General features: G+C 65.6%; 14 protein-coding genes. 12 read left to right on the forward strand and 2 right to left on the reverse strand.

The features are described from left to right. Nucleotides 1-26 precede the first annotated feature (26 nt). From mltG to CSC74_RS00870, 4 genes are read left to right on the forward strand one after another with little or no spacing between them, the layout of a single operon-like run. Nucleotides 27-1,100 (forward strand): endolytic transglycosylase MltG, encoded by a 1,074-nt coding sequence (gene mltG, locus CSC74_RS00855; protein ID WP_170865768.1) that lies wholly within the window; start codon nt 27-29, stop codon nt 1,098-1,100. Continuing rightward, nucleotides 1,097-1,744, forward strand: a complete 648-nt coding sequence (gene tmk, locus CSC74_RS00860) for a dTMP kinase (protein ID WP_162312535.1) — start codon at nt 1,097-1,099, stop codon at nt 1,742-1,744. Before mltG ends, tmk begins: the two co-directional genes overlap by 4 nt. Next, entirely contained in the window at nt 1,741-2,703 is a 963-nt protein-coding gene (locus CSC74_RS00865) for a DNA polymerase III subunit delta' (RefSeq protein WP_162312536.1), read from the forward strand. Before tmk ends, CSC74_RS00865 begins: the two co-directional genes overlap by 4 nt. Beyond that, nucleotides 2,700-3,059 (forward strand): PilZ domain-containing protein, encoded by a 360-nt coding sequence (locus tag CSC74_RS00870; RefSeq protein ID WP_162312537.1) that lies wholly within the window; start codon nt 2,700-2,702, stop codon nt 3,057-3,059. Before CSC74_RS00865 ends, CSC74_RS00870 begins: the two co-directional genes overlap by 4 nt. A gap of 45 nt (nt 3,060-3,104) precedes the next feature. Here the strand turns inward: CSC74_RS00870 and CSC74_RS00875 are convergent, their stop codons facing one another. Both CSC74_RS00875 and CSC74_RS00880 read right to left on the reverse strand, forming a co-directional pair. Continuing rightward, a complete protein-coding gene (locus CSC74_RS00875; protein ID WP_162312538.1) occupies nt 3,105-3,278 on the reverse strand; it encodes a hypothetical protein in 174 nt (57 codons plus the stop codon). A gap of 88 nt (nt 3,279-3,366) precedes the next feature. Then, complete coding sequence (locus CSC74_RS00880; protein WP_162312539.1) at nt 3,367-5,445, reverse strand: 3-hydroxyacyl-CoA dehydrogenase NAD-binding domain-containing protein; 2,079 nt, start codon at nt 5,443-5,445, stop codon at nt 3,367-3,369. A gap of 242 nt (nt 5,446-5,687) precedes the next feature. Between CSC74_RS00880 and rpoE the strand changes: the two genes are divergently transcribed. From rpoE to era, 8 genes are all read left to right on the forward strand, one after another. Beyond that, the gene (rpoE, locus tag CSC74_RS00885) at nt 5,688-6,332 is read left to right on the forward strand and encodes an RNA polymerase sigma factor RpoE (protein WP_162312540.1); all 645 of its coding nucleotides are present in this window, start codon (nt 5,688-5,690) and stop codon (nt 6,330-6,332) included. After that, nucleotides 6,329-7,207, forward strand: a complete 879-nt coding sequence (locus tag CSC74_RS00890; protein WP_162312541.1) for a sigma-E factor negative regulatory protein — start codon at nt 6,329-6,331, stop codon at nt 7,205-7,207. Before rpoE ends, CSC74_RS00890 begins: the two co-directional genes overlap by 4 nt. Nucleotides 7,208-7,289: 82 nt before the next feature. Beyond that, nucleotides 7,290-8,843, forward strand: coding sequence for a Do family serine endopeptidase (locus CSC74_RS00895; protein WP_162312542.1), 1,554 nt, complete (start codon nt 7,290-7,292; stop codon nt 8,841-8,843). Nucleotides 8,844-9,008: 165 nt separating this feature from the next. Next, on the forward strand, nt 9,009-10,802 hold the full coding sequence (gene lepA / locus CSC74_RS00900; protein ID WP_162312543.1) for a translation elongation factor 4: 1,794 nt from the start codon (nt 9,009-9,011) through the stop codon (nt 10,800-10,802). Between the two features lie 88 nt (nt 10,803-10,890). Continuing rightward, nucleotides 10,891-11,715, forward strand: a complete 825-nt coding sequence (lepB, locus tag CSC74_RS00905) for a signal peptidase I (protein ID WP_162312544.1) — start codon at nt 10,891-10,893, stop codon at nt 11,713-11,715. Nucleotides 11,716-11,744: 29 nt separating this feature from the next. Beyond that, nucleotides 11,745-12,161 carry a DUF4845 domain-containing protein gene (locus CSC74_RS00910; RefSeq protein ID WP_162312545.1) on the forward strand — a complete coding sequence of 139 codons (417 nt, stop codon included), beginning with the start codon at nt 11,745-11,747 and terminating at the stop codon, nt 12,159-12,161. Further along, the gene (gene rnc / locus CSC74_RS00915) at nt 12,157-12,834 is read left to right on the forward strand and encodes a ribonuclease III (protein WP_162313673.1); all 678 of its coding nucleotides are present in this window, start codon (nt 12,157-12,159) and stop codon (nt 12,832-12,834) included. The genes CSC74_RS00910 and rnc overlap by 5 nt, the downstream gene beginning before the upstream one ends. Then, nucleotides 12,831-13,754, forward strand: a complete 924-nt coding sequence (gene era, locus CSC74_RS00920) for a GTPase Era (RefSeq protein WP_162312546.1) — start codon at nt 12,831-12,833, stop codon at nt 13,752-13,754. The genes rnc and era overlap by 4 nt, the downstream gene beginning before the upstream one ends. Nucleotides 13,755-13,827: the final 73 nt, after the last annotated feature.

Raw genomic sequence — 13,827 nt, forward strand, 5'->3', positions numbered from 1 at the left:
GGCCTGGATCGGGATTCGAGGAAATCGTGGCCAAAGGTTCCAAACGCGGTTGCCGAAACTTCGTCATCGCCTGTCTCTTGCTGCTGATCGCCATTGCCGCAGGTGGCGCCTGGCTCTGGCAGCGCTATGCCGGTTTCAGCGACCGGCCCATCGCCGGCCTGCAGGCCGGCGACAGCGTGATCGTCGCTTCCGGGGACTCGTTCCCGGGCGTGTTGCGCAAGTTGCGCGCGGCGGGCGTGGATGACGGAGAGGACCTGCAGTGGCGTGCGCTGGCGCGGCACCTCGACGTGGCCGGCAGCCTGAAGGTCGGCGAATACGCGCTCGCTCCCGGGATCACCCCGCGCCAGCTGCTGCTCAACATGCGCAATGGCAAGGTCATCAGTTACCGGTTCACGATCATCGAGGGCTGGAACCTCCGCCAGCTGCGCGCGGCGCTCAACGCCGCCACCCCGCTGCGGCATGAAACCGCTGCGCTGGACGACGCGGCCCTGATGAAACAACTGGGCCATCCGGGCCAGCACCCCGAAGGGCGCTTCCTGCCGGAGACCTACGTCTATTCGCGCGGCGACAGCGACGTGGACGTGCTCAAGCGCGCGTATGCGGCGATGGACGAGGCACTGGAAGAAGCGTGGCAGTCGCGGGCCCGCGACTTGCCGCTGCAATCGGCGGAGCAGGCCCTGATCCTGGCTTCGATCATCGAGAAGGAAACCGGCGTGGCCTCCGAGCGTCCGCAGATCGCCGGCGTATTCGCGCGCCGGCTGAAGCAGGGCATCAGGCTGCAGACCGACCCGACCGTCATCTACGGCATCGGCAGCGCCTACGACGGCAACATCCGTCGCCGCGACCTGCAGACCGACACACCGTACAACACCTACACCCGCGCCGGCCTGCCGCCGACTCCCATCGCCATGCCGGGCGTGGACGCGTTGCGCGCCGCGGTCAACCCCGCCCCCGGCGATGCGCTGTTCTTCGTCGCCCTCGGCGATGGCAGCCGCAGCCACGTGTTCTCGGCCACGCTGGCCGAACACAACGCCGCCGTGGCCCGTTACCTGCAGCAGATGCGTCGCCCGCCGCTGCCGGAGGAAAAGCCGCTGCAATGAGCGAAGCCCTGTTGAAACATCCACGCTTGATCAGCCTCGAAGGCGGCGAGGGCGCCGGCAAGACCAGCGCGATCGTCGCGATCCGCGAGCTGCTGCAGGCGCGTGGGCACGAGGTCGTGCTGACCCGCGAGCCCGGCGGCACGCCGCTGGCCGAACGCATCCGCGAACTGTTGCTGAGTCCGCACGAGGAAGCGCTGGCGCCGGAAACCGAACTGCTGCTGATGTTCGCTTCGCGCGCGCAGCACGTGCGCGAAGTGATCCGGCCGGCGCTGCAGCGCGGCGCCTACGTGGTCAGCGATCGCTTCACCGATTCCAGCTACGCCTACCAGGCCGATGGCCGCGGCCTGGACCGCGCCCTGATCGAGGAGCTGGAACGCAAGGTCGTGGGCCTCAAGCCGAGCCTGACCCTGTTGCTGGACCTGGACGTGCGCGAAGGCCGCGCCCGCACCAGCGGCCGCGACCTGTGGCCGGACCGCATCGAGAGCGAGCAGGACGATTTCTTCGAGCGCGTGCGCGAAGGTTTCCGCAAGCGCGCCGTCGCCGAACCCGAACGCTTCCGCGTGATCGACGCCAGCCAGTCGCCGACGGCGGTCGGCGCGTCGGTTTCCAGTGCGGTCTTGCAATGGCTGGAGTCGTCGGCGTGAGCGTTGAATTCTCGCCATGGCAGCAGCGCGCCTACGACCAGGCGGTCGCGGCGCTCGACACGGGAAGACTGGGGCACGGATTGCTGATCTGCGGACCGGCGGGACTGGGCAAGCGCGCGGTGGCCGATCGCCTCGCCCAGCATGTGCTGGCGGGTGGCGATCCCGCCGCGCGAATCCGCAATGCCCAGTTGATCGCGGCCGGCACCCATCCCGACCTGCATGCGGTGTCCTTCGTCCCGACCAAGGACGGCAGCAAGCTGCGCACCGAGATCGTGATCGAACAGATGCGCGAACTTTCGCAGAAACTGTCGCTGACCCCGCAGTACGGCGCGGCCCAGGTGGCGATCGTCGATCCGGCCGATTCGATCAACCGCGCCGCCTGCAATGCCCTGCTCAAGACGCTGGAGGAGCCGGCCGCCGGCCGTTACCTGTGGCTGGTCAGCGCGCAACCCGCGCGGCTGCCCGCCACCATCCGCAGCCGGTGCCAGCGATTGGAATTCAAGCTGCCGCCGCACGACGAGGCGCTGGCCTGGTTGCGGACCCAGGGCCATTCCGCGAAAGACGCCGACGAGGCGCTGGAAGCCGCGCGCGGCCATCCCGGGCTTGCCGACCAGTGGCTGGGCGAAGGCGGCCTGGCCTTGCGCAAGTCGGTCGCCGGCGATCTCGACAAGCTCGAACGCGGCGAGATCGCGGTGATCGAAACCGCGCAGCGCTGGGCCGCCGACGAGCACGCCGACCTGCGCCTGCGCCACGCCGCCGACCTGGTGCTGGCCCAGGCCGGCGATGCCGGCTTGACCGATCCGGCGCGATTGCACAAGCTGGCGACGTGGTTCGATGCCGCCAACCGCACCCGCGACCTGCTGCGTACTACCGTTCGCGGCGATCTTGCGATGGTGGATTTGCTCTTGGCCTGGCGCGTTGGCGATCGCGTGCGGGCCGCCAAAGGAGAACCGAAATGAATGCAGTGGCAGGCGGTGGACGACAGGGCATCCTGTCGCTGGCGGTCAAGGACAAGGCGCAGCTGTACAACGCCTACATTCCGTACGTGAAGAACGGCGGTATCTTCGTGCCCACGCCCAAGCGCTATTTCCTGGGCGACGAGGTGTTCCTGCTGCTGACCTTGCCCGACTCGAGCGAACGCCTGCCGGTCGCCGGCAAGGTCATCTGGGTGACGCCAGTGGGCGCGCAAGGCGCCCGCGTCGCCGGCATCGGCGTGCAGTTCGCCGACACCAACGAAGGCGAAGCGGTGAAGAGCAAGATCGAGACGCTGCTGGCCGGCACGCTCAACGCGGAAAAACCCACGCACACGATGTGATCCGCAGTGCCGGTTTCGCACTGCCGCAACCGGCCACCGATCGGCTTACAGCCCCTTGAACAGGTTCCCCAGCAGCAACGTCCCCAATCCTGCGCACAGGATCCAGAAGGCGTACGGCACCAGCGCCGGGATGTAGCCCAGCTTCGCGGCCACGCCGAGGCCGCCCAGCAGAAGTGAAAGGAAGAACATGCCCGCGGTCGGGGCGCTCAGATTGAACATGCGATAGGTCTTTCGATCGGATTGGGAAGGGAACGGGGCGCCGTGGTTGGCACCCTGGACAGTTTGCAGGATATCGGGTGTCGCGCGATCAGGCGGTCGGGCCGCGCAATGCCGGCGAGTCCCAGCCCGGTCGCGGTGCGAAGCGATCGCCGTAGCGGCCCTGCAGGGTCTTGAGCTTCTCGACCAGCGCATCTGCGCCGGTGGCCTTGATGTATTCGATCGGGCCGCCACGGAACGGGGCGAAACCGGTACCGAAGATCACCCCGGCATCGAGCAGATCGGAGTCGCCGACCACGCCATCGTGCAGGCAGGCGACGGCTTCGTTGAGCAGCGGCAGGATCAGGCGGTCCTCCAGGTCGGAGGGCGCCTGGTAGTCCTTGGCGACCTCGGGTTTCACCGCCTTGCTGCCTTTCTCGGTATGCACCCACTTGTACAGGCCCTGGCCGTCCTTCTTGCCGCGCTTGCCCGGTTCCGGCGGCGCCGACAGCGCGGCGGGAATGGGCAGGCCCAGGAACGGCGCCAGCTCCTTGCCCACGCCCGCGGCGACATCCAGGCCCACGGTGTCGATCAGCTCGATCGGACCCATCGGCATGCCGAACTTCACCGCCGCCTTGTCGATGACCGCCCCCGGAATGCCTTCCGCGTAAGCAGTCACCGCTTCCAGCATGTACGGGAACAGCACGCGGTTGACCAGGAAGCCCGGCGTGCCGGCGACCGGCACGGCGAGCTTGTCGATGGCCTTGCAGAACGCAGCCAGTCTTTTCTCGGTTTCCGGCGCCATCGCGTCGTGGCGGATGATTTCGACCAGCGGCATCTGCGCGACCGGATTGAAATAGTGCAGGCCGGCGAATTGCGCCGGGCGCTGGATGTGTTCGCGCAGTTCGGTCAGCGGGATCGACGAGGTGTTGGTGGTCAGCAGCGCATCGGGCTTCAACCGCGGCTCGAGCGACTGGTACAGGTCGCGCTTGGCTTCCGGGTTTTCGATGATGGCTTCGATGACCAGGTCGGCGCTGGCTACGCCTTCGCCGGCGAGATCGCCCTTGAGGCGCGCGGCCACGGCCAGGCGCTTGCTTTCGTCCTTCACTTTCCTGGCGAACAGTTCCTGCGCGCGGGCGATGGCCGGATCGATGAAGCGCTGCTCGCGATCCTGCAGGGTGACCTCGAAGCCCTTGTAGGCCGACCACGCGGCGATATCGCCGCCCATCACTCCGGCACCGACCACGTGCACGTGCTTGATCCCGTGATCCTTCCCACCCTGACTCTTGAGGCGTTCCTGCAGGAAGAAGATCCGGACCAGGTTGCGTGCCGTGGGTGTGCTGGCCAGCTTGACCACGGCGCGGCGCTCGGCGTCCAGGCGCGCCTGGATATTGCCGCCACCGGATTTCTGCCAGGTGTTGATGAGCGCATAAGGAGCGGGGTAGTGCTCCTTGCGCGCCTTGCGTGCGACCTGCTTGGTCATTTGCGGCGCGAGGATCTGGCGTGCGATCCAGGTGTTGCTGATCCAGCCGAGGAAGCGCTGCCTGAACGGACGTACGGTGCCTTTCTGCGCCATCGCCACCGCGGCATCCAGCAGCAGGGCCGGTTCCACCACCTTGTCGACCAGGCCGATGCCACGGGCCGCGGACGCGGACAGCGTGCGCCCGGTGAGCATCATGTCCATCGCCGCGGGTGCGCCGACCAATCGCGGCAGGCGTGCGCTGCCGCCCCAACCCGGGAAGATGCCCAGCAGCACTTCCGGCAGGCCGATGCGGGTGGAGCCGTCGTTCGATGCCACCCGATAGCGGCAGGCCAGCGAAATCTCGGTGCCACCGCCCATGCAGTGGCCGTGGATCGCGGATACTGTAGGGCAGGGCAGTTCGGCCAGCTTCTGGAACACGGCCTGGCCGCGGCGGATCGCGTCGTTGACCACGCCCTTGCGGTCGAATTCCTGGAATTCCTTCAGGTCGGCGCCGGCGATGAAGCCCGCTGCCTTGGCCGAACGGATCACCACGCCCTTGGGCGGATCGATGGCGATGCGTTCGATCAGGTCGCCCAGCTCGATCAGCACATCCTGCGACAGCGCATTGACCGGCGCGCCCTGGCGATCGAGGCTGAGCACCACGATCCCGTCCACGCGCGACTCGGTCTGCCAATGACTGAATCGGAGCCCATCGAAGCTTGCTGCCATGATCAAACCATCCGTTCGCGTATGGGTAAGGCGACTATCATCCCGAGGTTGTTTAACCCACGTCAAATCCCCACTGATTCAAAGGGACATGACCGGTGGCATGGGCATGGGCCTGTTTCCCTGGTAAATCCCCGGGTTAAATCCCCGACATGGAAGCCGTTCAGGCGTGCTTCTGAACTTTTTCCCGCGATGGCGGTCACAGTGCTCGGTCATCAGCCGAGCCGACAGGAGTGCGGCCCGGCATGGCCGATGTGGATACACAAACCGATAAGGAAAGCACTCCACCCCAGGAGTTGGACCTCGAACTGGTCAGGCGTGTCCAGCGTGGCGACAGTGCGGCATTCGATCTGCTGGTGCGCAAGTACCAGCACCGGATAATCGCCCTGATCGGACGCTACATCCATGACTGGAGCGAATGCCAGGACGTCGCCCAGGACACCTTCATGCGCGCCTATCGCGCTATCGGGAATTTCCGCGGCGATGCCCAGTTCTATACGTGGTTGCACCGGATCGCAGTGAATACAGCCAAGAACCATCTCGTCGCCCACAACCGCCGCCCGCCGACCGATGACGTCGACGCCAGCGATGCCGAGCAATACGACACCGGCAGCCGCCTGCGCGATACCGATACGCCGGAACGCGAGCTGATGCGCCAGGAACTGGAGCGCACGGTGATGAAGGCGGTGGATGCGTTGCCGGAAGAACTGCGGACCGCGATCACCTTGCGCGAGGTCGAAGGCATGAGTTACGAGGAAATCGCGAAGAAGATGGATTGCCCGATCGGCACGGTGCGTTCGCGCATCTTCCGCGCCCGCGAAGCCATCGACATCGAATTGCGACCCCTGGTCGATACCCAGAGCGCCACCCGGGAGCGAGCCCGCACATGACTACCGACAAGATCGACAACCATTATTTCCAGCAACTGTCCGCGCTGGTGGACGGCGATCTGGCCCCCGACCAGGCGCGCTTCCTGCTGCGGCGGATGGAACACGACACCGAGCTGAGCGGCTGCCTGGAGCGTTGGCAACTCTGCGGCGATGTATTGTGCGGCCAGGCCCGGGCGCCGGCGCCGGCGGGTTTCGCCGACGGCATTGCCGCCGCCATTGCGGCCGAAGCCGCACCGCCGGCCGCTGGAGCGGCATCCGCGCGCAATCGCGGCAACCTGGCCAAGTGGGGCGGCGGCGCATTGGCGGCTTCCGTCGCCGCCATCGCCTTGTTCGTGGTGCGCCAGCAGGTTCCCGAGGAAGCCCCCGTCCAGGCGACGCCCACGATGGCCAGCCGGGCGCCCGCCAGCAACAACGAGGCAGGCTCCAACCGGGCAGGCTCCGGCATCCAGGGCGAGGGCGCCGCCGCCGTGACCGCGGCCAGTGTCGCCGTGGCCAGCATTCCGCGCCGGCAGAACGATGCGCGACGCAGTGCGACCCGCAACCAGCAAGCGGCACGCAAAGCGGCGATCGTACGGACCGTTCCCGATCGCGCGGTGGCCGCCGCCGCCGCGCCACCCGCTATCCGTGCGGTCGCCAGTCCGGCCATCGCCACTGCGCCGGCAGCGGGCGCAGTGCATGATCCGTTCTCGAACGTGCAGATCAATACACCCGCTGCCCGGCCGTGGCCGCGTGCGGTGCTGCCGCAGTATTCGGGCAGCGGCGCCTTCAATGCCGGCTACTCGACCGACCGTGCGGCGCAGACTTTCTATCCGTTCGAGCCGCGCCTGCCGGAAGAGCCGCCGGTGATACCGCCATCGTCCGCACCGCGCGACTGATCCGGACGATGCCGTTCGGCTGCATCCTGCGGAATCCTGCAACCCCAATCCCTGGCCCAAACCAACTCGAGGCATGCGTTCGATGACTCCCAGTGTCCGCAATAGTCTGTTCGGTCTCCTGATCCTCACTTCCCCGTTGGCCGCCTGTGCGCAACAGGCGGGCAGCACGCCGCAGGCTTCGGCGCCGGCCGTTGCTGGTTCCATTGCCCAAAGCAGTGCGCCGCAGATCGTCACCGGGTTGCCGGATTTCACCCGGCTGGTCGAGCAGGTAGGGCCTGGCGTGGTGAATATCGAAGCCAAGGTCGGGACCAAGCAGGTCGCACGTGGGCAGGACGCCGATAGCGACGCGCTGCCGGGCAGCGACGACATGCCCGAATTCTTCCGCCGTTTCTTCGGCCCCGATTTCCAGATGCCGGGGCCGCAGCAGGGCCCGCGTGGACCGCAGCGTCGCGGTACTTCCATGGGCAGCGGCTTCATCATTTCGCCCGATGGCTATGTGCTGACCAACCACCATGTCGTCGACGGCGCCGATGAAGTCACGGTCAAGCTCTCGGACCGGCGCGAACTGACGGCCAAGGTCATCGGCAGCGACCAGCAATACGACGTGGCGCTTTTGAAGATCGAAGCCAAGAACCTGCCTTCAATACGCCTGGGCGATTCCAACTCGCTCAAGCCCGGCCAGTGGGTGGTTGCGATCGGTTCTCCGTTCGGCCTGGACCATTCGGTCACCGCCGGTATCGTCAGTGCGACCGGTCGCAGCAATCCGTATGCGGACCAGCGCTACGTTCCCTTCATCCAGACCGACGTGGCCATCAACCAGGGCAACTCGGGCGGACCCCTGCTCAACACCAGCGGCGAAGTGGTCGGCATCAATTCGCAGATCTTCTCCGCCTCCGGCGGCTACATGGGCATCAGCTTCGCGATCCCGATCGACCTGGCGATGAGCGCGGTGGAGCAGCTGAAGAAGACCGGCAAGGTCAGTCGCGGCCAGCTGGGCGTGCAGGTGGGCGCCGTGACCACGGATTCGGCCAAAGGCTTCGGTCTGCCTGATACGCGGGGCGCATTGATCAACGATGTGCTTGCCGGCAGCGCCGCGGAAAAGGCGGGGCTGGAAGCGGGCGATGTGATCCGTGCGGTCAACGGCACCGAGATCGCCACTTCCAGCGACCTGCCGCCGCGAATCGGCGCCATGGCGCCGGGCACCAAGGTGACCCTGGGCATCCTGCGTGACGGCAAACCGCGCGATGTGACGGTGACCCTCTCGACCCTGGAAGAAGATGCGGGCACGGTCGCCAGCGCGGCTGCGCAGAGCGAGGATTCGCCGGCAACCCCGGGGCGTGCCGAATCGGCCTTGCTGGGCATCTCCGTGGCCGACCTGGATGCCGCCACCCGCAAACAGCTGGGGTTGAAGTCCGGTGAAGGCGTGCGTATCACCCGCGTTTACGGCGAATCCGCCAGCGAAGCGCTGCGGCCGGGCATCGTGATCCTGCAGGTCGGCCGCAAGCCGGTGGGCAGCGTCGCCGAATTCAACCAGGAGCTGCGCGGGGTCAAGTCCGGCCAGGTGGTGATGCTGCTGGTCCGCAGCCCGCGCGGTGGTTCGGCCTTCGTGGCGGTCACGGCCGGGGATGGCAACTGATTCCACGGGAATCCGCTCCCGCGCCATAGGCACTGAAAGGCCGACCTGCGCCAGACGCAGGTCGGCCAGTCCCCGGGGCGGCCGTGCGATAATGCGCCGTTATTCTTCCTGACGGCCCTTGCGGCCGCCCCCATGCAGCCCAAGTCCAGCCCGCCCCCTGCGTCCATGCGGAATATCCGCAACTTCTCCATCATTGCCCATGTCGACCATGGCAAGTCCACCTTGGCCGATCGCATCATCCAGCTTTGCGGCGGCCTCCAGGCCCGCGAGATGGAAGCGCAGGTGCTCGACTCCAACCCGATCGAGCGCGAACGCGGGATCACCATCAAGGCCCAGTCGGTGTCGCTGCCGTACACGGCCAAGGACGGGCAGGTCTATCAGCTGAACTTCATCGATACCCCCGGCCACGTCGACTTCAGCTACGAAGTCTCGCGTTCGCTGGCGGCCTGCGAAGGCGCGCTGCTGGTGGTCGACGCGGCCCAGGGCGTGGAAGCCCAGTCGGTCGCCAACTGCTACACAGCGGTGGAGCAGGGCCTGGAAGTGGTGCCGGTGATCAACAAGATCGACCTGCCCACCGCCGACATCGAAAAGGTCAAGGCCGAGATCGAGGCGGTGATCGGCATCGACGCCGAGAACGCGGTGGCGATCAGCGCCAAGACCGGGCTCAACGTCGTCGACGTGCTGGAAGCCATCGTCGAGCGCATCCCGCCACCGCAGCCGCGCGACACCGACAAGCTGCAGGCGCTGATCATCGACTCGTGGTTCGACAATTATCTGGGCGTGGTCTCGCTGGTGCGGGTCATGCAGGGCGAGATCGTGCCCGGCACCAAGATGCTGGTCATGTCCACCGGCCGCACCCACCTGATCGACAAGGTCGGCGTGTTCACCCCCAAGCGCAAGGAGACCAAGAAGCTCGGCGCCGGCGAAGTGGGCTGGATCAACGCCTCGATCAAGGACGTGCACGGCGCACCGGTCGGCGACACCCTGACCCTGGCCAGCGATCCGGCCGCCAAGCCGCTGCCGGGATTCCAGGAAATGCAGCCGCGCGTGTTCGCCGGCCTGTTCCCGGTCGATGCCGACGACTATCCGGACCTGCGCGAGGCGCTGGAGAAGCTGCGCCTCAACGATGCCGCGCTGCGCTTCGAACCGGAAAGCTCCGAGGCCATGGGTTTCGGCTTCCGTTGCGGCTTCCTCGGCATGTTGCACATGGAGATCGTGCAGGAGCGCCTGGAGCGCGAGTACGACCTCAACCTGATCACCACCGCGCCCACCGTGGTCTACGAAGTGCTGAAGACCGACGGCAGCATCCTGACCCTGGACAACCCGTCCAAGCTGCCGCAGACCAACCTGATCGACGAGATCCGCGAGCCCATCATCCGCGCCAATATCCTGACCCCGCCGGATTACGTGGGCAACGTGATCACCCTGTGCGAAGAGAAGCGCGGTCGCCAGATCAGCATCAATTACCTGGGTTCGCAGGTGCAGATCAGCTATGAGCTGCCGATGGCCGAAGTGGTGCTGGATTTCTTCGACCGGCTGAAGTCGGTGTCGCGCGGTTATGCCTCGCTGGACTACCACTTCCTGCGCTTCGAAGCCGGCCCGTTCGTACGCGTGGACACCTTGATCAACGGCGACAAGGTCGATGCGCTGTCGCTGATCGTGCATCGCCAATATGCCGATCGCCGCGGCCGCGAGCTGACCGAGAAGATGCGCGAACTGATCCCGCGGCAGATGTTCGACGTGGCCATCCAGGCCGCCGTCGGCGCCCAAGTCATCGCCCGCAGCACGGTCAAGGCGATGCGCAAGAACGTGCTGGCCAAATGTTATGGTGGCGACATCAGCCGCAAGAAGAAGCTTCTGGAAAAGCAGAAGGAAGGCAAGAAGCGCATGAAGCAGGTGGGCAGCGTGGAGATCCCGCAGGAAGCGTTCCTGGCGGTGCTGCAGATGGACAACAAGTAACGACGGCGAAGGGTAAATAGTAAAGGGTAAAGAGAAGCGCTTTCTTCACCCATCACCCTTTAGCTATTCACCGCTCTCAAGGAATTTTATGGTCTGGTTCGAAACAATCCTCGTCGTACTCACCTTGCTGACCGGCGCCGTCTGGTTGCTGGACAGACTGTTCCTGGCCAAGCGCCGCGCCGCGCGCAACGGCCTGCTGGACGAGGAGCCGGTGCTGGTCGATTACTCGCGCGCTTTCTTTCCGGTGCTGGCCGTGGTCCTGATCCTGCGCAGCTTCATCGCCGAACCGTACAAGATCCCCTCGGCGTCGATGATGCCCAACCTGCTGATCGGCGACTTCATCCTGGTCAACAAGTTCACCTACGGCCTGCGCCTGCCGATCAACAACAGGAAGTTCGTGTCGCTGGGCGAGCCCAAGCGCGGCGACGTGGTCGTGTTCAAGCCGCCGCACGATCCGGAGAACAACTGGATCAAGCGCATAATCGGCCTGCCGGGCGACCGGATCGCCTTCCAGGGCAATACCCTGTCGGTCAATGGCGTGGCCGTGACCTATCAGACGCTGGGCGCCTATTCGGGCCGGGGCGTGGCCATGGGGACTGAATCGGCCTCGCTGCTGCAGGAAAACCTGCCCGGCAAGCCGCACAAGGTGCTGGAAGGGCTGGACAACATCGTCGGGCAGGGCGAATGGGAAGTGCCGCAGGGGTACTATTTCGTGATGGGGGACAACCGCGATAATAGCGAGGACGGACGTTTGTGGCCGGAGCGTGGCGCCGATGGCGAGCCCCTGCCGAACCACAACTTCCTGCCCGAGGAAAACCTGCGCGGCAAGGCGTTCCTGGTATGGCTGAATTGCGAAGGCTGGTTCTGCAAGGACGGTTTCGATGCTTCCAGGATCGGGACCAAAATCCAATAAACGCGTCATCACGTTGGGGGAATGGGCATATGAATCGCAGGCTTGAAATCAATCGGAAGCTGGGCGTGGGTCAAGCCCAGGGGGGCATGACGCTGACCAGTTTCCTGGTGGTGCTGGCGGTGGTTGGCTTCGCCGCCTATCTCGGCATGAAGCTGTTCCCGATGTACCAGGAATACTACGCAGTGCGTACTGCGACCAAGTCGCTTGCCTCCGAACCCGGTGTCGGCGACATGGATCCGTCCAAGATCCAGGACATGTTCTTCAAGCGGCTGTACATCAGCTACTCGGAAAGCGTGAAGCCGGAAAACGTGAAATTCGAGCGGATCGACAGCGGCTGGAACATGAAGGTCAACTACGAAGTGCGCCGCTCGCTGGTCGGCAACCTGGACGTGGTCGGCGTGTTCGATATCTCCCAGGATCTGACCCGTCGCGGTGGGACCGATTGACCTCAAATACCGACGCGGTGAGCTGGATGGCTACCGTTTCTCGGATCCGGGCCTGCTCGAGCAGGCCCTGACCCATCGCAGTGCCGGCGCTCCGCACAACGAGCGCCTCGAATTCCTCGGCGATGGCATCGTCAACCTGCTGGTCGCCGAAGTGCTGTTCCAGCGCTGGCCGAAGGCCGACGAAGGAGCCTTGACCCGGGCGCGCGCGGAACTGGTGCGCGAAGCCTCGCTGGCCACGATCGCCCGCCATCTCGAACTGGGCGCGCGCCTGACCCTGGGGCCCGGGGAAATGAAATCCGGCGGCCACCGCCGAGATTCGATCCTTGCCGATGCACTGGAAGCGGTGGTCGCTTCGATCTACTTGGACTCCGATTTTGCGGCTTGCCGTGCGGCGGTGCTGCCATGGTTCGAGGAATCGCTGGCGGCATTGCCGGTGGGCAAGCCCGGCAAGGACGCGAAAACGCGTTTGCAGGAATGGTTGCAGGCACGCCAGCGGCCGTTGCCGGCCTACGAACTGGTTTCCGAAAGCGGCGACGACCACGCCAAGACGTTCAAGGTCGGTTGCACCATCATCGATCCCACACTCACCGCTGAAGGCGAGGGTAGTTCGCGCCGCAATGCGGAACAGGCCGCCGCCGCGGCCTTGCTGGAAAAACTGGACATCTCCAAGTGAGCACAGACACCTCGGCCAAGGGCGGTCATCGCAGCGGCAGCATCGCCGTCATCGGCCGGCCCAACGTGGGCAAGTCGACCCTGACCAATGCGCTGGTCGGGGCCAAGGTCAGCATCGTTTCCAACCGTCCGCAGACCACGCGCCATCGGTTGCTCGGCATCGCCACTTTCCCGGAAGGACAGATCGCGCTGGTGGATACGCCTGGCCTGCACAAGCAGGAAGGCAAGTTCTCGGCCTCGGCGATGAGCAAGGTGATGAACCGCGCCGCGCGCGGCGCGCTGGAGGAAGTGGACGCCGCCCTGATGGTGATCGAGGCCGGGCGCTGGGACGACGCCGACACGCTGGCCTACAACGTGCTCGGCGACAGCGGCATCCCGGTGATGCTGGTGGTCAACAAGGTCGACCAGATAAAGGCCAAGTCCGAACTGCTGCCATTCCTGACCCGGATCACCGAAGGCCGCACGTTCGCCAGCGTGCACTTGATCTCCGCGTTGAAGCGCAATGGCTTGGAGCAGCTGGTGCGCGACATGTTGGCTCTGCTGCCGCTGGCGCCGCCGATGTTCGGCGAAGACGAGATCACCGACCGCAGCCAGCGTTTCATGGCCGGGGAACTGGTGCGCGAGCAATTGATGCGCCAGCTGGGCAACGAGTTGCCGTATGCGACCACGGTGGAGATCGAGCGTTTCGCCGAGGAAGACGGGCTGTTGCGCATCGGCGCGGTGATCTGGGTGGAGCGTGAGAGCCAGAAATCCATCGTCATCGGCAAGGGCGGCGCGCGGCTCAAGGAAATCGGTAGCAAGGCGCGGCTGCAGATGGAGAGGATGTTCGACAACAAGGTATTCCTGGAGACCTGGGTGCGCGTGCGCGAGGGCTGGTCCGGCGATGCCTCTGCGTTGAAGGCGTTCGGTTACAGCGAATAGTTCCGACGGATAGCGACACGTGGGAGCGCCGTCCAGGCGCGAGCCGTTGCCTTGGCCGTGCGTCCGCAATCCC

It is taken from the genome of Pseudoxanthomonas yeongjuensis (assembly GCF_010093345.1).
In the GTDB taxonomy this organism is placed as follows: domain Bacteria; phylum Pseudomonadota; class Gammaproteobacteria; order Xanthomonadales; family Xanthomonadaceae; genus Pseudoxanthomonas_A; species Pseudoxanthomonas_A yeongjuensis.